This is a genomic window from Streptomyces sp. NPDC057702, from assembly GCF_042799315.1.
Lineage (GTDB): Bacteria > Actinomycetota > Actinomycetes > Streptomycetales > Streptomycetaceae > Streptomyces.
The window spans coordinates 143,957-165,586 of sequence record NZ_JBHVJC010000009.1 but is presented as its reverse complement, the minus strand read 5'-3'; the positions used below and the strand labels follow the sequence as shown (position 1 = coordinate 165,586).

General features: G+C 73.0%; 15 protein-coding genes. 9 read left to right on the top strand and 6 right to left on the bottom strand.

The genetic code is table 11. The features are described 5' to 3' along the window. Positions 1 to 3 precede the first annotated feature (3 nt). The 4 genes from ACFVFR_RS09145 to fabG all read left to right on the top strand — a co-directional run bounded on the left by ACFVFR_RS09145 (position 4) and on the right by fabG (position 3,103). A complete protein-coding gene (locus tag ACFVFR_RS09145) occupies positions 4 to 1,269 on the top strand; it encodes a hydroxymethylglutaryl-CoA synthase family protein (protein WP_383699063.1) in 1,266 nt (421 codons plus the stop codon). Then, positions 1,266 to 2,027 carry a polyketide synthase gene (locus tag ACFVFR_RS09140; RefSeq protein WP_383699062.1) on the top strand — a complete coding sequence of 254 codons (762 nt, stop codon included), beginning with the start codon at positions 1,266 to 1,268 and terminating at the stop codon, positions 2,025 to 2,027. Before ACFVFR_RS09145 ends, ACFVFR_RS09140 begins: the two co-directional genes overlap by 4 nt. 93 nt (positions 2,028 to 2,120) lie before the next feature. Beyond that, positions 2,121 to 2,363: a phosphopantetheine-binding protein gene (locus ACFVFR_RS09135; RefSeq protein ID WP_383699061.1), complete on the top strand. Its 243-nt coding sequence runs from the start codon at positions 2,121 to 2,123 to the stop codon at positions 2,361 to 2,363. Further along, the gene (fabG, locus tag ACFVFR_RS09130; RefSeq protein ID WP_383699060.1) at positions 2,360 to 3,103 is read left to right on the top strand and encodes a 3-oxoacyl-[acyl-carrier-protein] reductase; all 744 of its coding nucleotides are present in this window, start codon (positions 2,360 to 2,362) and stop codon (positions 3,101 to 3,103) included. Before ACFVFR_RS09135 ends, fabG begins: the two co-directional genes overlap by 4 nt. A gap of 56 nt (positions 3,104 to 3,159) precedes the next feature. On the opposite strand, the gene ACFVFR_RS09125 is transcribed toward fabG, so the two are convergent. From ACFVFR_RS09125 to ACFVFR_RS09105, 5 genes are all read right to left on the bottom strand, one after another. Beyond that, positions 3,160 to 4,050 (bottom strand): universal stress protein, encoded by an 891-nt coding sequence (locus ACFVFR_RS09125; RefSeq protein ID WP_383699059.1) that lies wholly within the window; start codon positions 4,048 to 4,050, stop codon positions 3,160 to 3,162. 190 nt (positions 4,051 to 4,240) lie between these two features. After that, positions 4,241 to 5,821 carry a S41 family peptidase gene (locus ACFVFR_RS09120; RefSeq protein ID WP_383699058.1) on the bottom strand — a complete coding sequence of 527 codons (1,581 nt, stop codon included), beginning with the start codon at positions 5,819 to 5,821 and terminating at the stop codon, positions 4,241 to 4,243. After that, the gene (locus tag ACFVFR_RS09115; protein WP_383699057.1) at positions 5,818 to 7,371 is read right to left on the bottom strand and encodes an amidohydrolase family protein; all 1,554 of its coding nucleotides are present in this window, start codon (positions 7,369 to 7,371) and stop codon (positions 5,818 to 5,820) included. The genes ACFVFR_RS09120 and ACFVFR_RS09115 overlap by 4 nt, the downstream gene beginning before the upstream one ends. Further along, a complete protein-coding gene (locus ACFVFR_RS09110) occupies positions 7,371 to 8,138 on the bottom strand; it encodes a hypothetical protein (protein ID WP_383699056.1) in 768 nt (255 codons plus the stop codon). Before ACFVFR_RS09110 ends, ACFVFR_RS09115 begins: the two co-directional genes overlap by 1 nt. Positions 8,139 to 8,609: 471 nt before the next feature. Further along, on the bottom strand, positions 8,610 to 9,806 hold the full coding sequence (locus ACFVFR_RS09105; RefSeq protein WP_383699079.1) for a serine hydrolase domain-containing protein: 1,197 nt from the start codon (positions 9,804 to 9,806) through the stop codon (positions 8,610 to 8,612). Positions 9,807 to 10,254: 448 nt separating this feature from the next. On the opposite strand from ACFVFR_RS09105, the gene ACFVFR_RS09100 reads away from it, so the two are divergent. Beyond that, positions 10,255 to 11,046, top strand: a complete 792-nt coding sequence (locus ACFVFR_RS09100) for a BTAD domain-containing putative transcriptional regulator (protein ID WP_383699055.1) — start codon at positions 10,255 to 10,257, stop codon at positions 11,044 to 11,046. A gap of 65 nt (positions 11,047 to 11,111) precedes the next feature. Here the strand turns inward: ACFVFR_RS09100 and ACFVFR_RS09095 are convergent, their stop codons facing one another. Beyond that, complete coding sequence (locus tag ACFVFR_RS09095) at positions 11,112 to 12,056, bottom strand: beta-ketoacyl-ACP synthase III (RefSeq protein WP_383699054.1); 945 nt, start codon at positions 12,054 to 12,056, stop codon at positions 11,112 to 11,114. 393 nt (positions 12,057 to 12,449) lie between these two features. On the opposite strand from ACFVFR_RS09095, the gene ACFVFR_RS09090 reads away from it, so the two are divergent. The 4 genes from ACFVFR_RS09090 (at position 12,450) to ACFVFR_RS09075 (ending at position 21,629) form a co-directional block, all read left to right on the top strand. After that, on the top strand, positions 12,450 to 13,337 hold the full coding sequence (locus ACFVFR_RS09090; protein ID WP_383699053.1) for a TauD/TfdA dioxygenase family protein: 888 nt from the start codon (positions 12,450 to 12,452) through the stop codon (positions 13,335 to 13,337). Positions 13,338 to 13,402: 65 nt separating this feature from the next. Continuing rightward, complete coding sequence (locus ACFVFR_RS09085; protein WP_383699052.1) at positions 13,403 to 14,605, top strand: cytochrome P450; 1,203 nt, start codon at positions 13,403 to 13,405, stop codon at positions 14,603 to 14,605. A gap of 4 nt (positions 14,606 to 14,609) precedes the next feature. Continuing rightward, positions 14,610 to 15,095: an acyl carrier protein gene (locus ACFVFR_RS09080; protein ID WP_383699051.1), complete on the top strand. Its 486-nt coding sequence runs from the start codon at positions 14,610 to 14,612 to the stop codon at positions 15,093 to 15,095. A gap of 69 nt (positions 15,096 to 15,164) precedes the next feature. Then, on the top strand, positions 15,165 to 21,629 hold the full coding sequence (locus ACFVFR_RS09075; RefSeq protein ID WP_383699050.1) for an SDR family NAD(P)-dependent oxidoreductase: 6,465 nt from the start codon (positions 15,165 to 15,167) through the stop codon (positions 21,627 to 21,629). Position 21,630: the final 1 nt, after the last annotated feature.

Below are 21,630 nucleotides of genomic sequence, written 5' to 3'. Positions count from 1 at the left end.
ACTATGCGACCGCGCGCGGCCGGCATCGAGGCGATCAACTTCTACGGGGGTTCGGCCTATCTCGACGTACAGACCCTGGCCGAGTACCGGGGGCTGGACAACGAGCGGTTCGAGAACCTGCTCATGCGAGAGAAGTCGGTGGCCCTGCCCTACGAGGACCCGGTCTCCTTCGCGGTCAACGCCGCCAAGCCGATCGTGGACGCCCTCAGCCAGGAGGAGCGGGACAGCATCGAGGTCCTGATCACCTGCACCGAGTCCGGCATCGACTTCGGCAAGTCGCTGAGCACCTACGTACACGACTACCTGGGCCTCAGTCGTGGCTGCCGGCTCTTCGAGGTCAAGAACGCCTGCTACGCGGGGACGGCCGGCTTCCAGAACGCCGTCAACTTCGTCCTCTCGCAGGTCTCCCCGGGCGCCAAGGGCCTCGTGGTGACCACCGACATCTCCCGCTTCAAGGCCACCGAGGGCGGCGAGGCGCTCCAGGAGGACTGGTCGTTCGCCGAGCCCAGCGGCGGCGCCGGGGCCATGGCCATCCTGGTCAGCGACACCCCGCACGTCTTCAGCGTCGACGTCGGAGCCAACGGCTACTACGGCTACGAGGTGATGGACACCTGCCGCCCCGTGCCGGACAGCGAGGCGGGCAACGCCGACCTGTCCCTCATGTCCTACCTGGACTGCTGCGAGGCGGCCTACCGCGCGTACGCCACCAAGGTCGAGGACGTCGACTACGCCTCCACCTTCGACTACCTCTCCTTCCACACCCCCTTCGGCGGCATGGTCAAGGGCGCCCACCGCACGATGATGCGGCGCATGTGCAAGGCCCGGAACCCCGCCATCGAGGCCGACTTCGAGCGCCGGGTGCTGCCCGGCCTGTCCTACTGCCAGCGGGTGGGCAACGTCTTCGGCGGCACGGTCTTCCTCAACCTGCTCGGCACCATCGCCCACGGCGACTTCAGCACCCCCAAGCGGGTGGGCATCTTCTCCTACGGCTCCGGCTGCTGCTCGGAGTTCTACAGCGGCGTCGTCACCCAGGACAGCCAGGAGCGGGTGCGGGCGATGAACACGAACAAGACCCTGGACGACCGGTACGAGCTGAGCATCGAGCAGTACCTGCGGCTGACCAAGGAGAACGAGGTCATCGAGTTCGGCACCCGCAACGTCGAGCTGCGGCTTGACCTCGTCCCCGAGATCCTGGACACCGTCTCCGGCACCGGCCGCCTCTTCCTCAAGCGCGTCAACGAGTTCCACCGGGAGTACGCGTGGGTGTGAGCGACGTCGTCACGGTGACCGAACCCCGCCCCGGGGTCGCCCAGATCACCATGGCCGACCAGGAGAACAAGAACACCTTCACCGGCGACCTGCTCGCCGGCCTGGGCCGGGCGTTCCAGCGGATCGAGGCCGACGAGCGGTACAGGGCGGTCATCCTCACCGGCTACGGCAGCTTCTTCTGCTCGGGCGGCACCCGCGAGGTGCTCCTCGACATCCACGCGGGGGAGTCGACCTTCCAGGCCAAGGACGACGGCGTGCCCAACGCGTACTCCCTGCCCCTGGAATGCCCGGTCCCGGTCATCTCCGCGATGCAGGGACACGCCATCGGCGGCGGCCTGTCCATGGGCCTGTTCGCCGACTTCGTGATCCTGTCGCGGGAGAGCATCTACACCGCGAACTTCATGAAGTACGGTTTCACTCCCGGCTTCGGGTCGACCCGTGTCTTCCCCGCGAAGCTGGGTCTGGCCCTGGCCCAGGAGTTCCTGCTCACCGGCCGCACCTTTCGGGGCGCGGAGCTGGCCGAGCGGGGCGTGCCCTACCCGGTGCGGCCCCGCAAGGACGTCCTCCCGGCGGCGCTGGAGCTGGCCGAGAGCCTGGCCGAGAAGCCCCGGCGCTCGCTGGTCCTCCTCAAGGAGCACCTCGTCCGCGAGCTGCGCGAGCAGCTTCCGGGGGTGATCGAGCGAGAGTTGGCGATGCACGAGGTCACCTTCCACCAGCCCGAGGTCAAGGAACTCCTCCTGAGCCGCTACGGCGCCTAGCCGGACCAGCACGCCCCACCCGCCGCGTCAGCGGCACGTCAGCCCGGCCGCGCCAGCGGCCCGCACCACGCACAGCGCGAGAGAGAAGAGAGCATGACGCAGGACGAGATCTTCAAGGCCCTGATTTCCGTCTTCTCGGAGATCATCCCGGAGGTTGACCTGAGCGGGGCCACCCCGCGGGACAGCCTGCGCGACCTGGGGGCCAACTCGATCGACCGGGCCGACATCATCACCGAGACCATGGAGGCCGCCGGCGTCTCGCTGCCCATGGTGAGGTTCGCCGACGCGCAGAGCATCGGTGACATCGTCCGCGTCATCGACGAGGCCCGCGCGTGAGCGGGCCACTGGCCGGCAAGGTGGCCGTCGTCACCGGCGGCTCCCGTGGCCTGGGCCGGGCCACCGTACTCCGGCTGGCCCGGGGCGGCGCGAACGTGGCCATCGTGTACGCCAACGACGAGGCCAGCGCGAAGGAGACCCAGCGCGAGGCCGAGGCGCTGGGCAGCACGGCGCGGATCTACCGCTGCGATGTGGCCGTCTCCGAGCAGGTCAGCCAGACGGTGAAGGCGATAACCGGCGAACTGGGCCCGGTCGACATCCTGGTCAACAACGCGGGCATCATCCGCGACGGGCTGGCGGTGTCCATCAAGGACGAGGACTTCGACGCGGTCCTGGACACCAGCCTCAAGGGCGCCTTCTACTTCATCAAGAGCTGCTACTTCGGCTTCATCCGCCGTCGCACCGGCTCGATCATCAACATCTCCTCGGTCGCCGGCGTCTTCGGCAGCGCGGGACAGGCCAACTACGCCTCGGCCAAGGCCGGGCTCATCGGTCTGACCAAGACGATCGCCAAGGAGCTCGGCGAGCGCAACGTGCGCTGCAACGCCGTCGCCCCGGGGCTGATCAGCACCGACATGACCGAGCACCTCCAGGACGACACGCAGCGCCTGGGCCCGGTGCCCATGGGCCGCTTCGGCCGCCCGGAGGAGGTCGCCAACCTGGTGGCCTTCCTCGCCAGCGAGGAGAGCTCCTACATCACCGGCCAGGTCGTGTGCGTCGACGGCGGCATGGCGATGTGAGCGCGGCGCCCCGCGCCGGGCTCTGGCCCGGCACGGGGCGCACGCCCGCGCCCCGCTCAGTCGTGCGGGACGACCGCGACGGGGCAGCGGGCGTGGTGCAGTGCGGCGTGCGCCACCGAGCCGATCCGCGTACCGACGGGGGAGCGGCGCACCCGCCGCCCGACCACCAGCAGCCGCGCGTTCCCGGTCTGCGCGAGCAGCACCTGACCGCCGCTGCCGATCTCGACGTGCTCCACCACGGGCACGTCGGGGAACTCCTTGCGCCACGGCGCCAGCGCCTCGGTCAGCTGCTCCCGCTCGTAGGGCTCAAGACCGCCCGCCTCGTCCGCCAGGCGCAGCGTGTCGGGGCGTACGGAGTAGATGGGCGGCAGGCTCCAGGCCCGTACGGCGCGTACCGTCAGGCCGTGTGTGGCGGCGGCCTCGAACGCGAAGCGCAGGACCGCGTCGCTGTCCTCGGCCGAGCCCTGCTGGCCCACCACGACCTCGCCGCCTCTCGTCTCCTGCCCGTCGGCCCCCGCCGCCTCATCCTCCTCGGGGGCCCGGACCGAGACGACCGGGCGGGTAGCGCGGGCGATCACCTGCTGGGCGTGCGAGCCCAGCAGGAAGCCCAGCAGCGCGCCGTGCCCGCGCGTGCCCAGCACCAGCGTGTGCGCGTCCGCGCCGGCCTGCTCCAGCGCCGGCACGGGCTCGGCGTCCAGGACCTCGGCGACGATCGACAGGTCCGGGTGGCGGGCGGCCAGGCGCTGTTCGACCTCGCGCACCAGGTTCCGCGCCCACGCGGCCTGTTCGTCCGCGGCGCTGGCCACCGGCGTGGTGAGCGGCTCCCAGTGCCAGGCGTGCACCACGCGCAGCGGCAGCCCGCGGCGCACGGCCTCGTCGGCCGCCCAGTCGGCGGCGGCCAGGCTCTCTGGCGAGCCGTCCACTCCCGCGGTGATCGGACGAGTCATGGTCGGCCTCCATAGCGTTCGACGTACGAGAGCGGGCCCGCCCTCGTGATCAAGCATCGCAAACGCCGCTACCCGCAGGTCAGGGCCGTTAGTCCCGGTGGGCTGACGACATGTGGTAAGTCTCAGCGCGCCGCCGTGCGGTGCCCGGCCGTGGCGGCGCCCTGCACCGCCCGTGGCCGGCGGGGCGTGCTCAGGCCAGCAGCGCGGTGGCCGCGGCCAGCAGGTCCTGGTTGTGCTCGGTGACATCGCGCCGGGTCAACGCGTGCGACGCGTCCGCCTGTACGCCGAGGTCCTCCAGCGGTACGTCCACGTTGCCCCGGGCCCGCGTGGCACGCCGCAGCGCCACGCGGAAGCCCGCCCCGCGCGGCAGCTCCCCCAGCAGCTCCGGCAGCCACACCCGCAACAGCTCGTGCGTCCACACGTTGGCCCCGCCGGCTCCGGTGCGGCGCGCGGTTCCCAGCACCGGGCCGAGGCCGTTGTCCTGGAAGCCGGCGGCGAAGATGTCGGCCGCCGAGTACGAGAGCGCGTCGGTGATCAGCACCGTGGGGCCGGCGTAGCGCGGCAGGTCGGCGGTGAGCGCCTCGGGGTCGGTCAGCGGGAAGCCCTGCGAGTACACCTCGCCGGTCTCCACGGCCGCGCGAATCGAACTCGTCCAGGTCCGGAAGTCCGAGTGCGCCCGCGCGAGCGTCAGCGCGGCCCGCGTGGTCGGCAGCGAGAAGCTGACCGGGGTCACCGGCCGCTCGCTCAGCACCTGCAACGCGGACTCCGCCGCCGGGACGTGCCCGCCGGGGTTGCCCCGGATGTCCACGACCAGCCCCGCCGTGGGCGCGCGCGCCGCGATCTGCGCCACCTGCTCGGCGAAGGACCGGGCGCCGGGCACGTTGAAGGAGAACACGCGCAGGTACCCGTACGAGCGACCGCGCAGCCGCAGCGTCCGGTGGGCCAGCACGCCGCGCGGGGTACGGGGGGCCGAACGCCGCGCCGGGGCCGGGGCGAACAGGCCACGCTTGACCTGGCGGGCGGTCTCGCTGCCGACGTCGATGCCCAGGCTGGTGCCGAGTGTGGGAACGGGGTCCTGAGCCCGCCCCGCCTGCCACTCGGCCGCCCGCACTCGCCACGGGACGCGCGTCTCGCGCCGGCGCCCGGCCCGGGTGCGGTAGGAGAGCAGCACCTCGCGCTCGTCGGGCGGCGGGCTGGTGCGCAGCGGGCGCAGCGTCAGGGACTCCACGCCGCGCGCCAGGCGCGCGTCCAGGTGCGAGCCGGCCTGGAGGGCCGCGTGCCGCTCGACGGCCCGCTCGATCGGTACGCCGTTCCAGGTTTCCAGCTCGGCGCCGACGTCGAAGCCGGCGTGCACCAGCGAGCGGTCGATCTTGGAGACGATGTGGTGCGTCGCCCCGTCGGCGTCCGCGTAGCGTTCGACGAGAAAGCCCAGCGTCGCCACGTGGCCACGGTAGGGGGCGGGCAGTTGGTAGACGGTGTGCAGGTCCCGCAGGGACCGGAAGACGTCCGCGAGCTCGGCGTGGAACTGCGGCTCGCTGAGCGGGGCCAGCCGCCGCTCCAGCAGGCGCAGCCGCTGCACCGGGTCGGTGGCGTGCATCGCCCGCTTCAGCGGCAGGTGGACGTAGAGCTCGTCGAGCAGGACGCGGGCGGCGGCCACCAGTTGGTAGCGGCCCGCCAGCGGCAGCGGGTCGGCCTCGGCCTGGCGCAGGAAGGCGTCCAGTCCGACCGAGTCCGGCAGGGCGCGGGGCGGCTGTGCCACGGCCCGGCTCACCGGTAGTACTCCCTCAGGTGCTGGAGCTCGGGCGCGCCGGCGCGGGCCACGGCGGCGAAGTAGGCCGCGTCGTGGGTCAGCGTGTCCAGCGGCGGGACGCGCAGGCCCGTGGGCACCTCCCCGGCGGCGGCGAACGCGCCCACGTCACCCTCGGGCATGTCGCCGAAGAGCACCAGCGGCGCGTCCGGGTCGTCCAGCGGCCCGCCCCAGGAGGCCAGCGCGTCCTGCGCGCCGCGCCAGGCCGCCACCGGGTCGGCGCGGACCCGCTCCAGCGCGCGCCGCACCCCGGGCCAGTCGAGTCGCGCGTCGGTCCGCCCCGGCTGCCGCACCGCGACCCGACGCCGCAGCCCGGCCACCGTGATCGGGCTGGTGTCCGTGGCCCCGGCGGCCGTCATCAGCGCGGGCGTGCCGTAGAAGGGCCGGCCACGTACCAGCACCAGCCGCACATGGCGTTCGGTCGCCTCGATCAGGTTGCGGTACGGGTCCCGGGCCGGGGCGTGGCGTTCCAGGACGAGCAGGTCCGCCGCGCCGCCCCGGGTCAGCCGCCCCACCTGCCGCCCCCACGCCGTGGCCAGCGCGTCGCCGGGGTTCGCGGTGACCATGTCACACAGTTCGCGGTCGCTGAAGTGCCCGTCCAGGCGATGGCGGTTGACGGCGTCGGCGACCTTGAGTTCGCCCAGCACGTGCTTGGTCCCCGAGGGCGCCCAGTCCGAGCCCAGCGCGATCCGCAGGCCCTCGCGATCGGCGCTCACCACGTCGGTGGTGTCGTGGTAGAGCCAGTAGTTGGAGAACGGCGACCAGACCACCGTGGCCCGCTGGGCCGGGTCGATCGCCCGCACCGCGCCCTGCCAGGCCGCGAAGTCCTCGCCGGTCAGCGCCGTGCCGTGGACGCCGATCAAGCCCGGTCGCCAGCACGGCCGCAGGTCCTCGAACTCGCGGTGGACGATCGAGCCCACCCGCCCCTCCGCGACGTGGTAGACGAACACGCGCGTCCCGTCCAGCTTGGGCGCCCGCTCCTCGCGCAGTTCCTCCGGGTCGAGTTGCAGCGCGGCGGTCATCACCATGTCGCGGCCGGCGGGCAGCTTCTCGGTGTCGATGATCCGCAGCAGCCAGCCGTCCACCGCGCGCGTCGCGATCGGCGCGCCCTGGAGCGCGGTGGTGCCCCCGACCAGCGCCTTGACCTCGACGTACTTGATCAGCGCCTCGGGCGCGGCCTGGGCGAGCACCTTCGCCGGCCAGGTGACGGTGGTGGAGTAGTCCGGCGCGTGCTCCTCCTTCACCCAGCGGTCGTGGTGCTGGTAGGGAACGCCGGCCGCCTCCCACAACGGGAGGGTGTTGTACGTCATGTGGCTGTGCAGGTCGACCAGACCGGGGAGGATCAGCGCGTCGGTGTCGATACGCGGCACGTCGGCGAACCCCGTCGGCGGGCCCTGTCCGGCCGCGCGCACCGCCGCCAGGTGGCCGTCGTCGTCGACGTAGACGACGCCGGGGTCCAGGACGCGGTGTTCCGCGTCGAAGGTGACGACCGTGCCACCCAGGGCCAGCGCCATCAGTCCGGCGCCTTCCAGATCAGCGTGTGCTCGTCGTCCGGGCGCGGGCGGCTGACGGAGTTCTGCGCCCCACCCGGCCGGGCGCGTACCCAGGCGTCGTCGCCGAGGAAGGCCGGCGCGCCGAAGGGCAGGTCGCGGTGGGGGATCGGCGCGTAGTCGGACTCCTGGAAGACCTCGCCGTAGTTGGGGCCGGTGTTGTCCCCGTCCTCGTCCGGTGGCACGACCGTCCGCAGCAGGGTGATGGCCGCGCGCCAGGCGGCGAGCAGCTCCGCCTCCTCGGGGTTGGACGGGTGGGGGACGTCCACGAGGGTGACCCCGGGCGGCGGGGTCCACAGCCGGACCGCCTCCCGGGCCATGAACCCCATCACGACGACGGCCCGCAGCGCGGCGCCGGTGGCCTGGTCGAAGACCGCGTTGCGCCAGCTTCGCTGGTCCTGGTCGGCCAACCGGCCGGCCATCGCGCGCGCGTCCCCGGGGTGGACGGCGTAGGCCCACGCGTTGAGACACACGTAGGAGCGGGTCAGGCCGAGCTTGGCGAGGAAGCCCTGGACGCGTTGGCCGGCGTTGCCGACCAGGCTGCGGCCGGCGATCCGCTCGGTGGGCCCCGGGTCGGAGGCCACGACCAGCACGCGGGCCGAGCCGTCGAGGCGGCCACGGTAGAAGATCGGCCCCCAGTCGGCCCAGAAGGCCGACGCGTCGGGTGGGTCGGGCACCTGGGCGAACAGGTCGGCGAGCGGGGCGGACGGCCCGCGGTCGAACTCCACCATCGCTCAGCGCCGCCGAACGGGCCGGGCCGGATGCGCATGCCACTTCACGGGGGACCTCCACGCTCTCGTGCCGGGTGGGGCGCGGGCGTCCCCCGGGGGCGGTTCCCCACGGGCAGTGAGAGCCTGGCGGCCCACCACGGGCCGACGACGCGCCGGCGTGCCGGCGTTCGACCCCATGGATCACTCGACGACGCCCCGCCCAAACCGCGACACGCCCAACTGGCCCAGCAGCGGCGGAGGTCGGACGTCGCTGGGGGTCACCCTGGCGGCCGACGCCCACCGGAGCACCCCGCGCGGGCGGGCGACGGCGCCGGAGCGCGGATTCCGGGGTCCGGGCGGAGTCCGGAGCCCGAGCGGGGCGCGGAACGCGACCGGGGTCCGGGACGTGTCGCTGTCCCGGACCCCGTGGTGCCTTCGGTGGGTGGCGGCCCACCGCGGCGCACCGGCCGCGTCAGGTGGCGATCGGCGGCGTCAGCCGTTCTCGGGCAGGTCCGTCTCGGCCGTGGTGGGCGCCGCGAAGCCGCGCTTCTGCGCCTTCTGGGTGCCGCAGAAGGCCGCCTCCAGCGTGCCGCCGAGCGCCGTGTTGGCCGCCCCCCGGTTGGAGGTGTTCGCCATCGCCGACAGCGCGCGCTTGCCGTCCCGGGTGGTGAAGGCGTACGTGTAGTAGCCCTGCACGGTGCCGGTGTGCCCGTAGACCCGGGTGCCGCACGACAGGTCGTAGCGGCGCAGCCCCAGCCCGTAGAAGCGGGTGTTGGTCGCGTCGGCCGGGGTCATGGTGAGCATGGCATCCAGCGTCTTGGCCGGCAGCAGGCGGCCCCGGAGCAGGGCGGACATGAAGGTGTTCAGGTCGGCCTCGTTGGAGATCATCGCGCCCGCGGCCTGCGCCCAGGAGACGGTCTGCTCGGTGGAGTCGACCAGCGCCCCGCCCTCCTCGTCGGGGTGCAGGTAGCCGCGCACGTGGGTGCCCTTGATGGCGGTGGCCGGGTGCACGTACGAGGTGTTCCTGAGCTTCAGGGGCTTGATGATGCGGCGCTCGTACTCCTTGGCCACCGGGTTCTTGGTGACCTTCTCGATGATCATGCCCACCAGCACGAAGTTGGTGTTGGAGTACCGGTAGGCGCCGCCGGGCTCGGTCGTCCTGGGCTCGCGCAGCGAGAGCTGGACCAGTTCCCTGTTGCCGAAGACGCGGTCGCGGACGGCCTCGAAGCCGGGGACGGTCTTGGCGAACATCGCGTTGGTGTAGTCCGAGAGTCCGCTGCGGTGCGTCAGCAGGTGCCGCACCGTGATCCGGTCGTCGGGCAGGGTGCCCGGCAGGTACCGGGTGACCGGGGCGTCCAGCGCGACCTTGCCCTCGGAGACCAGTTGGAGCAGCACCACGGAGGAGAACGTCTTGGTGACGCTGCCGATGCGGAAGCGGGCGTTCGGGTCCATCGCCGCCCCGGTGGCCCGGTTTCGCACCCCCTCGGTGCGGGTCTGGGTGCCGCCGGGCCCGGTGAAACGGGCCATCGCGCCGGGGGCCCCGGCCTTGAGCGTGTTCCGCAGGGCCTGGGTGAGGGCCTGGGTGTCGGGGGCCGCGACCGCTGCCGCGGCGGCCGGCGCGTTCGCCGGGGCGGGCGAGGCCAGCGGGGTGGCAGCGGCGGCGGTCGCCGGGGTGGCCGTCACCGCCATGACGAGTAGGGCGGCACCGAGCGTTCGGCGTCGGTCGATGGTCAGGCGCACAATGCTCCTCAAGTGGGTCAAGGCGGGGAGGCGTTCACAAACCCCGCACTCCCGGGCGCTGAGCCTACTCATGATCGGCAACGGCTTCGGTACCGCCGCGTGAACGGGTCGCTCGCGTCCCCCGGGACGCGCCTGGCGCGGACGGACACGGCGGCGTCAGGCCCCTTCCGGGTGTCCCCTGGTCGGGGGAAGGGGGAATTCCCGAATGGTGGCCGTGGTGTGTCGACGCCGTGCAGGTAGACAATCCGCCGCCACGCCAGAAGCATGAGGACTCGCCACCCGAGAACACTCGGACCCTGGCCCACAGGTACCTGACGCCGTCTCCGAATGACCGATCTTGGAATGCGCCGTACGGGGGGCGAATCGTCATGTCACGGAGAACACGGGGGTGTCGCGCATGCTGGTCCGCATTCTGGGGCCGCTGGCCATCGAGAGGTCCGACGGGGAAAGCGTCGGCCCGTGGGCACCGAAAGTCAGCGCCGTCCTGGGCTATCTCGCTTACCACAACCGCACGGCGATCCCCTCGGAGCGGCTGATCGGCGCCATCTGGTCGGACACACCGCCGCGCAGCGCCCCCACGGCGTTGCACGTGTACATCTGCCAGCTCCGTAGCCACTTTCGCGCCTTACGCCTGGACCCCGCCGTGCTGACCACCCGGCCCACCGGCTACCAACTCCAGCTTCCGGCGTCCTGCCTGGACCTCCACCACTTCGAGGCGTACGTGGCCACCTCGCGGGACCTGCAACGCCAGGGCGAGCTGGACGCGGCCTCCGCCGCGCTGGCCTCGGCCGTCGGCCTGTGGCGCGGGCCGGCCCTGGAGGGCTTCCGTGGCCTGCCCGCCTTCGACGGCATCGGCCGCCTCCTCGACGAGAAGCGGGTCTACGCCCAGGAGCGGCGACTCCAGCTCGAACTGGGACTGGGGCGGCACCACGCGCTGATCAGTGAGCTCTATTCGCTCATCGAGGCCCACCCGACCTGGGAATCGCTCTACGGCTATCTCATGGTTTCCCTCTATCGCAGCGGCCGTACGGTGGACGCGCTGCGTGCCTTCGACCGGATACGGACCGTTCTCGTCGACGAACTGGGTCTCGAACCGGGACCGCAGCTCCAGGACATTCAACGCTCGATTCTCGCGCGCGATCCCTCACTGGAATGTCAGGTGAGAAGCCGGGTCTTCTACGCGCTGTGAGGCCCGGCGAAGGAATGCGGGAGCGAAAAGGAGGGCGGGAAGCGAGCGGGCGGGTATTGCGGGTTTCAGGGGCAGCGGACGATCTGACCGGCGTAGGAGAGGCCGCCACCGAAACCGAAGAGCAGCACGGGGGAGCCGGGGGTCAGTTCGCCGCGTTCGACCAGCTTGGAGAAGGCGAGCGGGATGCTGGCCGCCGAGGTGTTGCCGGAGTCCACGACGTCACGGGCGACGACCGCGTTGACCGCGCCGATCTTGCGCGCGATCGGTTCGATGATCCGCAGGTTGGCCTGGTGGAGGATCACGCCGCCGAGCTCCTCCGGCCGGACGCCCGCGCGCTCGCACACCCGCAGGATGATCTCCGGGAGGCTGGTCGTCGCCCAGCGGTAGACGGACTGGCCCTCCTGGGAGAAGGAGCCCTCTCGGCCCTCGATGAGGACGGCCCGGCCCATCTCGGGAGCCGACCCCCACACCACGGGGCTGATGGCGGGGGAGTCGCCCGCGTCGCCGCCCACGACGACGGCCCCCGCTCCGTCGCCCACCAGCACGCAGGTGCTGCGATCGGACCAGTCCACGAAGTCCGTGAGCTTCTCGACACCGATGACCAGGGCCCTGGTCGCCGAGCCGCCCCGGATCGACAGGTCGGCCATGGCCAGGGCGTGCGGGAATCCGGAGCAGGCCGTGTTGACGTCCAGCGTCGCCGGCGTGGGGATGCCGAGCCGGTTGGCCACGCGCGCCGCCACGTTGGGGGAGCGGTCGTGTGAGGTGCAGGTCGCCACGATGACCAGATCGATGTCCGCACCGGCCAGCCCCCCGTTCGCCAGGGCCTTCTGAGCGGCCTCCGCGGCCATGTCCGCGACCGATTCATCGGCCGCCGCCATATGCCTGGTGCGAATGCCGACCCGGCTCTGAATCCACTCGTCGCTGGTGTCGACCAATTTCGCGAGAGCGTCGTTGGTGAGCACCTTTTGTGGTTGGTAGTGGCCGAGAGTCAGGATGCGCGTTCCGCTCATGAACAAGTCCTCTTGATACAGGTGGGTTTGACTGCGCGACACCCTAGCCGTATCGGGTGTCCGACAAGGGGCGCGGCGGGCCGCGTTCCACCCCGCTGACGGCGACCCGACGGAAGCGTCAGGTCCTTTGTTCGAAACGGCGTCAGGCGCGTAGGCCGGGGCCGCGCGACTTTCGATACCCGACCGGTTTACGGGACCGCGTGGGGCCGTCGCGCGCGGCGCGGGCGCGAGCGCTCCAGCCGCCGGGCGCGACGGGTCGTCCGGTCTCAAGACGGCGCCGTTCAGGGGCCGTTGTAAGTGGATCTTAAGGTCCCGCTAAGTGTCCACAAATATCCTGCTCGACACGTGTTCGTGAAGCGAATCGTGCGTTTTTGACCGAGGGGAGGGGCGAGAGTGAAGATCACTCGACAGCCCGACGCGGAAATCGGCTCCGTGGTCGAGGACTTCCGTCTCGAATCGGCGTCGGCGGCCGACTTCGCGGAGATCAGGAACCGGGTCTACGCCGACAAGATCGTCGTTCTCAGGGGACAGGACCTCACCCCCGAGCGGTTTCTGCGTCTGGGCCGGGGACTCGGTACGCCGGAGACGTACTACGAGCCGATGTACCAGCATCCCGACGTGCCGGAGATCTTCGTCTCCTCCAATGTGCGACACGACGGGGTGCAGATCGGCGTACCCAAGACGGGCAAGTTCTGGCACGCCGACTACATGTTCATGGCCAGGCCCTTCGGGCTCACCCTGATCTACCCGCAGGTCGTCCCCGAGCGAGACCGTGGCACGTACTTCATCGACATGGGTCGCGCCTACGCGCACCTGCCCACGGACCTGCGGGCCACCCTGGCGCGCGCCGTGGGCGTGCACAGCGTGCGGCGGTACTTCAAGATCCGGCCGCACGACGTCTACCGGCCCCTGTCCGAGATCCTGCGGGAGATCGAGACGAGGACCCCGCCCGTCCTGCACCCGGCGGTCTTCGCGCACCCCGCCACCGGCGAACAGGTCCTCTACGCCAGCGCCGGCTTCACCGAAAGCCTCCAGGACGCGCACGGCGACCCGCTCGACGCCGAGGTGCTCCGCCAGGCACTGGACGCCGTCGGCCAGTTGGACGAGTCCTGCCAGCACAAGAACATCCACCTCCAGACCTTCGACCGGGGGGACCTGCTGATCTGGGACAACCGCAGCCTCGTCCACCGCGCCCGGCACACCAGCACACCCGAGCCCACGGTCTCCTACCGCGTCACCGTCCACGACGGTCTCCCCTTCTACGAGGGACTCCCCGCCTGACCGGGCGGCCCGCCACCCGAGCCGCCCCGCGCCTCCTCCCGTCACCCACCCGAGAAGGGGTTGTCATGACCGCCGCGCAGTCCGCGCCCCGGCACCCGTACCCGTTCGACGAGCGGTACTTCAGGAACCCGTACCCGACCTACGCCGCGCTGCACGAGACGGGCCGGCCCGTCCACCGGGTCTCGCTGCCCGACGGCAACGACGCCTGGCTGATCACCGGCTACGCGGACGCCAGCGAGGCACTGAAGGACCGCCGCTTCGTACGCAACCGGCGCCACGCCGGCCCCGACTACCAGAGCGAGATCCTCCCCGAGATCGTCCGCTCGGGGAACCTGCACATGGAGGACGGCGAACTGCACACCCGGCTGCGCCGCTTCATGAACTGGGCGTTCACCCCCAAGCGGGTGGAGGCCATGGTCCCGAGGATCGAGCGAGTGACCGGGGAGCTGCTGGACGCGCTGGCGGCCACCGGCGGCGGCGACATCATGAGCGGCCTGGCCGCGCCGCTGCCCATCACCATGACCACCGGCCTGCTGGGCGTGCCGGACGACCAACGCGGCGACTTCCGCTACTGGAGCGACGAACTCCTGGGCGGCGAACCCGCCCAGGCCCGGGCCGCCGCCGAGAAGCTGCTGGAGTACGTGCAGGGACTGATCGACCTCAAGCGGCGCGCGCCCGACGACGACCTGATCTCCTACTGGGTGACGGCCAGCGACACCGAGGGCAAGCCGCTCACCGACCAGGAGATGGTCGGCATGACCTTCTTCCTGCTGCTCGGCGGCTACGACACCACCGTGGGCCAGATCGGCGCCTCCGTGCTCGCCCTGGCCCAACAGCCCGACAAGGCGCGGGAGCTGCGCGAGAACCCGGAGCTGATCCCGGACGCCGTGGAGGAGCTGATGCGCTGGGACGGCTCCACACACAGCGGCATCCGACGCTTCGCCGCCGAGGACGTGGAGATCGGCGGGGAGCGGATCGCCGCCGGCGACCTGGTGCTGATCTCCCTCGGGGCGGCCAACCGCTGCCCGATGCGCTTCACGAACCCGGACGTCCTGGACTTCGAGCGGCCGGACAACTGGCAGCTCGGCTTCGGGCGCGGCCCGCACCACTGCCCGGGCAAGGAGCTGGCCCGCTACGAGCTGCGCATCGCGCTGGGCGAACTCGTCCGTCGCTTTCCGAACCTGCGGCTGGCCGTCCCCGCCGAGGAGATCGCCTGGCGCACCTCGTACCTCATCCGCGTGCCGCGCCGCCTGCCCGTACGGTTCTGACCCCGTGACCACGACACCCTTCACCGAGCGCCTACGCGGTCTCCCCGACGCCGAACGGCGCGCACGCATAGCGGAGTTGGCGCAGGAGGAGTTCCGCGCGGCGCTCTTCATGGAGCCGGGCGAGGAAGTGCCGCTGGACGGCAACTACTTCGACCTCGGCCTGTCCTCGCTCCGGCTCGCCGACATCAGGCAGCGACTGGAGGAGGAGCTGGGCCACACCGTCGAGACGGCCGCGCTCTTCGCCAGCCCGACCCTGGGCCACCTCGTGGACCACCTGGCCCGCGCCGTGTCACCCGCCCCGCCCGACCCCGCCACGGCGCCCGCGCCCGACGACCACGACAGCACGGCCCCCGCCCCGGCCGCGTCCCCGCCCGCCGACGCGACCGGGCCCGGGGACAGCGCCGCGCCCCGCGACGCCGCCACGCCGGCCGCGTCCCGGACCCGGCAGGCGCTGGTCGCCGACCTGCTCGACGACCTGTACCGGCCCTGACCGCCCGCACGGCACGCCCGACCACCACCTATCCGGGGGCGCAGCGGCCTCCGAGCGGAGGAAACCACCATGTCCCACGCGCGCCCGGACGTACACCAGGAGTTGGCCGCCGCGCGCCGGGCCCTCCACGAGCAGGGCCAGGTGCTCAGGGAACTCCTGCTGGAGAAGTACGAGCCGATCGCGATCGTGGGGGTGGGCCTCAGGTTCCCCGGGGGGAACGACACGCCGGCGGGGTTCGCCGAGTTCCTCGCGCGGGGCCGCTCGGGCACGGGGCCGATCCCCGCCGACCGCTGGGACGTGGCGGGCTTCTCCTCGGACGGCGCCGACGACCGGGGCAGGGTCCGTACGCGCGGGGGCGGCTTCCTGGACCAGGTGGACCAGTTCGACGCCCCGTTCTTCAACGTCTCGCCCAAGGAGGCCCGGTTCGTCGACCCGCAGCAACGGCTGGCGCTGCACACGGCCTGGGAGGCGCTGGAGGACGCGGGCCTGGACGCGGGCGCGCTGCGCGGCACGGACGGCGGGGTCTACCTCGGCGTGTCCACCGTGGACTACACCATCGAGGCGGACGCCCTGGACTTCGCCGAGCTGGACGCGAGCATCGGCACCGGCACCGCGCACTCGGCCGTCCCCGGCCGTCTCTCGTACTTCCTCGGCTGGCGCGGCCCGAGCCTGGCGGTCGACACGGCCTGCTCCGCCTCGCTGGTGACGCTGCACCTGGCGGCCGAGGGGCTACGGCGCGGCGCCTGCGACATCGCCCTGGCCGGCGGCGTCAACGTCATCCACCACCCGCGCAACCACGTCGTCTTCTCGCGGGCGAACATGCTCTCCGCCGACGGCCGGTGCAAGACCTTCGACTCGGCCGCCGACGGCTACGGCCGCAGCGAGGGCTGCGGCATCGTCGTCCTGAAGCGGCTCTCGGACGCCAAGCGCGCCGGCGACCGGATCCTCGCCCTGGTCCGCGGGTCCGCCGTACGCCAGGACGGGGAGAGCGGCGGGCTGACGGTGCCCAACGGCTTCGCCCAGGAGGAGGTCATGCGCGCCGCGCTGGCCAGCGCGACGCTGGAACCGGGCGACGTGCAGTACGTGGAGGCGCACGGCACCGGCACCCCGCTCGGCGACCCCATCGAGATGGGCGCCATCCAGGCCGTCTTCGCCGCCTCGCACACCACCGAGCGGCCCGTCCTGGTGGGCTCGCTCAAGACCAACGTCGGCCACATGGAGGCCGCGGCCGGCATCGGCGGTGTCATCAAGACGGCGCTCCAGCTCCACCACGGGCGCGTCTACCCGCACCTGCACCTGGAGAGCCCTTCCGAACACATCCCGTGGGAGCGGTACGCGGTGCGGGTGCCGGTGGCCGACGAGCGCTGGCAGGCGCCCACCCGCCGGGCCCTGGTCAACTCCTTCGGGTTCGCCGGCACCATCGCCAGCGCGGTGCTGGAGCAGGCGCCCCCCTACCCGCCCGCCGAGCCGGCCGCCGCCACCGGCGGCCACGTGTTCACCCTCTCGGCCCGCACCGAACGGTCCCTGGCCCGCCAGGCCGAGCGCTACCGCCGACACCTGGCCGACCACCCCGACCAGAGCGTGGCCGACATCTGCTACACCGGCAACGTCGCGCGGGCCCACTTCGGCAGCCGCCTGGCGGGTGTCGTACACGACCGGCGAGAGCTGGCGGAGCTCCTCGACCGCGCCACCGCCCCCACCACCGGGCCGGCCCCCACCGGCCGGGACATCCGCGAGGTCGCCTTCCTGTTCACCGGCCAGGGCGCGCAGTACGCGGGCATGGCCGCGCCGCTGTACGAGGCGTTCCCCGTCTTCCGGGAACACCTGGACCAGTGCGACGCGCTGTTCGCCGAGCACCCGGGTCACTCCGTGCGTGACCTGCTGCTGGGCACGGACACGGACCCCGAGCGCGTCCACCAGACCCGGCTGACCCAGCCCGCGCTCTTCGCCCAGGAGTGGGCCACCGCCCAACTCTGGCGAAGCTGGGGAGTCGAACCCGGCGTGCTGTTGGGCCACAGCATCGGCGAGGTCGTCGCGGCGACGGTGGCCGGGCTGTTCTCGCTGCCGGACGCCGTGGCGCTGGTGGCGGCCCGCTCGCGGCTGATGCAGTCGGTGACGACACCCGGCGCGATGCTGGCCGTGCACGCGGCCCCGGGCACGGTCGCCGACCTGGTCGACGCGTACGACGACCTCTCCTTCGGCGCCTTCAACGCGCCCGAGCACTGCGTGGTGTCGGGCGGCGCGGACTCCGTGGCGGCCGTCGCCGCGCGCTGCGTCGAACGCGGCGTGCGCACCAGGCCGCTGGCGGTCTCGCACGCCTTCCACTCGCCCCTGATGGCCGAGGTCCGCGACGCCTTCCGCGCACAGATCGCGCACCTCACCTTCCGCGAGCCACACATCGCCCTGGTCTCCAACGCCACCGGCGCGCTCGCCGACCCGGCGGAGCTGGCCACCCCCGACTACTGGGCGCGCCACATCGTCGAACCGGTCGACTTCGCGGCTGGCCTGGCCACCGTCGCCGCCCGTGGCGGCCACGCCTTCATCGAGGTGGGCCCCGCGACCACACTGCTCAACCTGGCCCAGCGCACCGCCGTCCGGGCCGACCACCTGTGGCTGAGCAGCACGGCCCGCGACGACCCACACGCCACGGTGATCCGCCAGGCGCTGGCCGCGTACTACGCCGCCGGGCTGCCCGTCGACTGGGCGGGCCACCACCGGGGCCGGGGCGGGCGACGCGTCCCGCTGCCGACGTACGCCTTCGACACCCGCCGCTACTGGCTGCCCATCACCGGCGACCGGCACGCGGGGCGCCGGGGCGGTGCGGGCCAGGACCACCACCCGCTGCTCGGCGCCGAGACCACCACGGACGGTCAACGTACCGACGGCACAAGGGAGTTCGTCACCGCGCTCGGACCGGAGCGGCCCGGGTACCTCGCCGACCACGTCGTCATGGGGCAGCCGGTGTTCCCGGGCGCGGGGTACGTCGAGACGCTGCTGGCGCTCCAGGACGCGGTCTTCGGCGAGAACGGCCGCCCCCTGACGGACCTGACCATCCACGAACCGCTCATCCTGAGCACCGAGCGGCCCACCCCGGTACACACCCGACTGCGACACCGGGCCGACGGCGGCGCCGACGTCGAGATCCTCAGCCGGCTCGACGGCGGAGACCAGGCCATCGAACGCCCCCACGCCACGGCGCGCATCGCACCCCCGGGCGCGCCGTCGCCGACCCTGGCGGAGGCGGCGGCCGAACTGGAGCGCCGGGCGGCGGCCGACGGCCCCACCCACCCCGCACGCCGACCCGACGACCTCTACGCCGACTTCGCCGCCCTCGGCCTGGAGTACGGGCCGGCCTTCCAGGGCATCGAGCGCCTGACCCGACAGGGCCGCGACGTGGCGGTGGGGCTGTTGCGCGGCTGCGCGGCCGGCCCGCTGGAACACCTGCCCCCGGTCCTCCTCGACCACGTGACCCAGTCGCTGGCCGGCGTCCTGGACACCGAGCGCACCTACCTGCCCGTCGGCATCGACCACTTCCACCTCCTGAAGAAGCCCAGGGGCCGGCGGTTGCGCAGCCTGGTGCGGCTGACCGGCCAGCGGGGTGCCGAGGGCGAGCTCACCGCCGACATGCTGCTCACCGAGGACGGCCGGCCGGTGTTCGTGGCCCGTGGCCTGCGCCTGGCGCCGGTGGCCGCCCCCGCCGCCCCGCGCCGGCGGCTCTTCCACGCCCCGCACTGGGTCAAGCGGTCCCTGGTCCGCGCCAGCGGCGCCGAGCGCGAGCGCCGCGTCCTGCTGGTGGGCGGTGCCACGCGGGAGCTCGCCGCCACCCACGCGCACCTGCGGGACGCCGACGCGCTGGTGCGCCAGGTCGCCGACGCCGCCGAGGCCGTCCCGCTGCTGGCCGAGGCACCCACCGACGTCTGCTGGCTGTGGACCACCCACCCGGGCCCCCCGGACGACGCGCGCCTACGGGCCGAGTGCGAGGCCAACTACCGCGACCTGCTCGCCCTGTTGGCCGGCCTGGAACGGCACGGCTTCGGCCCCGGCCAGCGCCTGTGGCTGGTGACCGAGGGCGCCCAGTGGCCGCGCGGTGACGGCCCCGGGCGCTGGGGCCGGGCCGAGCCGGTCGCGCCGGCGGCCACCCTGTGGGGCCTTGGCCGCACCCTGGGCGCCGAGTACCCCGCCTACGACACCACGCTGGTCGACCTGCCCGTCGGCGGCGACGGCCGGGCGCTCGCCGAGGAACTGCTGGCCGCCGAGGCCGACGAGTTCCAGGTCGCCTACCGCGCCGGACACCGGCACGTGCGCCGCCTGCGCCCGGTACGGCCCGAGGCCGAGAGCGAGACCAACGTCGCGCTGGCCATCCGGGAGTACGGCGAGTTCGCCCACGTCCACCAGGTGCCCTGCCCCGACGTGCCCCCCGAGGGCGACCAGATCCAGGTCCGCGTGCGGGCCGCCGGCCTCAACCTCAAGGACGTCCTGAACGTGCTGGGCCTGCTCAGGGACCACGCGCGGGCCAGCGGCGCCGCGCACCGGCCGCTCGACCTCGGCTTCGAGGGCGCCGGCACCGTCGTCGCGGCCGGACCCGACGCCGAGTTCGCCGTCGGCGACGAGGTCATCGTCAGTCACCCGGGCTGCCTGCGCCGCCACGTGACCCTGCCGTCGGCGATGGCCGCCCGCAAACCCGCCTCGCTCGACATCGCCGAGGCGGCCGGCGTGGCCACCGCGTACGTCACCGCCTTCTACGCCCTGCACCACCTCGCCGGCCTGCGGGCGGGCGAGAGCGTCCTGGTGCACGCCGCCGCCGGCGGCGTCGGCCAGGCCGCCGTGCGACTGGCCCAGCGCGTCGGGGCGCGGGTGTTCGCCACGGCCAGCCCGCGCAAACACGACCTGCTGCGCGCCCAGGGGCTCACGCACGTCTACTCCTCGCGCGACCTCGACTTCGCCGACCAGATCCTGGCGGCCACCGACGGCCGGGGCGTGGATGTCGTCCTCAACAGCCTGAACAAGGACTTCGTGGCGGCGGGCATGCGCGCCCTCGGCACGGGCGGCCGGTTCGTCGAGCTCGGCAAGATCGGCATCTGGACGCCCGAGCGGGCCGCCCGGGCCCGCCCGGACGTCGCCTTCCACACCTTCGACCTCAGCGAGTTCGCGCCCCACGACCTGCGCCAGATCAATCGGGAGATCCTGCGCACCATCGCCGACCTGCTGGAACGCGGCGAACTGCGCCCGCTGCCGACCACCACCTACCACCTGGACGAGGTCGAGGAGGCGTTCGCGGTCCTGGGCCGGGGCGCCAACGTCGGCAAGCTCGTCATCGACTTCGAGGCAGACACGGCGCCACCGCGCCGGATCAGCGTCGACGGCGACCACACGTACCTGATCACCGGCGGGCTGGGCGCCCTCGGCCGGGTCACCGCGCGCAAACTGGTCGACCTCGGCGCCCGCCACCTCACCCTCGTCGGCCGCCACGTACCCGAGCCGGCCGAGACCGCCGCGTACGCCGCCGAACTGGGCCAGGGCGTGCGCCTCACAGCGGTGCGCTGTGACGTGGCCGACCCGGACGACGTCCGGCGCCTGCTGGCGCGGCTGCGCGCGGCGCCCCGGCCGCTGGGCGGCGTCCTGCACGCGGCCGGCGTCCTGGCCGACACCCCACTGGCCGCCCTGACCTGGGAGGACATCGACACGGTGTTCCAGGCCAAGGTGTACGGAAGCTGGCAGCTGCACCGGGCCCTGACGGAGCTGCCCGGCCGGCCCTTCCTCGTCGCCTTCTCCTCCGTCGCCTCGGTGGTCGGCCCGGCCGGCCAGGGCAACTACGCCGCCGGGAACGCCTTCCTCGACGCCCTCGCCCAGGGGCGCGCCGCCCAGGGCCTGCCCTCGCTCAGCATCGGCTGGGGCCCGTGGGCCGAGGTGGGCATGGCCGCCGAACTCGGCGACCGGCTGGCTCGGGGCATCACCGCCCAGGGCATGACGTTCCTGCGGCCCGCCGAAGGCGCCCGAGCCCTGGCCACGGCGCTCGACCTGGCCCCCGCGCACCTGCTGGTCGGCGAGGTCGACTGGGCCCGCCTGGTCGCCGGCCGGCCCTCGGCGGGCGCCTTCTACCGGGAGGTCGCCGGCGACCAGGGGGCCGGGCAGCGCGCCGTGGACCTGCCCGCGCTGCTGGCCCTGCCGCCGGCCGCGCGCCGGGCGGCGGTCAACGAGGTCATCCGCGCCCGGATCGCGACCCTGCTGCACTTCGAGAGTGGCGACGACATCGCGCCGGACGCGCGACTGCTCGAACTGGGCCTGGACTCGCTGACCGCCGTGGAGCTCAAGAACGCGTTGGAAGCCGCCTTCCAAGTGCCGCTGTCCGCCGCCATCGGTTTCGACCACCCCTCGGTCGCCCTGCTCACCGACCACCTGACCCAGGCCCTGACACCGCGCGCGGAACCCGCGCCACCACCCGCGCGCCCGCGCCCCGGGGACGAGGTGGGCGCGCTCTCCGACGCGGCGGCCGAGGCCGAACTGGCCGCGTTGGTCGCGCGGTCGAGGGAGTGAG

Excerpts from the sequence above, each read along its gene's own strand:
- ACFVFR_RS09145 (WP_383699063.1), top strand. The coding sequence starts at position 4 with ATGCGACCGCGCGCGGCCGGCATCGAGGCGATCAACTTCTACGGGGGT.
- ACFVFR_RS09135 (WP_383699061.1), top strand. The coding sequence starts at position 2,121 with ATGACGCAGGACGAGATCTTCAAGGCCCTGATTTCCGTCTTCTCGGAG.
- ACFVFR_RS09125 (WP_383699059.1), bottom strand. The coding sequence starts at position 4,050 with ATGACTCGTCCGATCACCGCGGGAGTGGACGGCTCGCCAGAGAGCCTG.
- ACFVFR_RS09115 (WP_383699057.1), bottom strand. The coding sequence starts at position 7,371 with ATGGCGCTGGCCCTGGGTGGCACGGTCGTCACCTTCGACGCGGAACAC.
- ACFVFR_RS09110 (WP_383699056.1), bottom strand. The coding sequence starts at position 8,138 with ATGGTGGAGTTCGACCGCGGGCCGTCCGCCCCGCTCGCCGACCTGTTC.
- ACFVFR_RS09105 (WP_383699079.1), bottom strand. The coding sequence starts at position 9,806 with ATGGCGGTGACGGCCACCCCGGCGACCGCCGCCGCTGCCACCCCGCTG.
- ACFVFR_RS09100 (WP_383699055.1), top strand. The coding sequence starts at position 10,255 with ATGCTGGTCCGCATTCTGGGGCCGCTGGCCATCGAGAGGTCCGACGGG.
- ACFVFR_RS09095 (WP_383699054.1), bottom strand. The coding sequence starts at position 12,056 with ATGAGCGGAACGCGCATCCTGACTCTCGGCCACTACCAACCACAAAAG.
- ACFVFR_RS09085 (WP_383699052.1), top strand. The coding sequence starts at position 13,403 with ATGACCGCCGCGCAGTCCGCGCCCCGGCACCCGTACCCGTTCGACGAG.
- ACFVFR_RS09075 (WP_383699050.1), top strand. The coding sequence starts at position 15,165 with ATGTCCCACGCGCGCCCGGACGTACACCAGGAGTTGGCCGCCGCGCGC.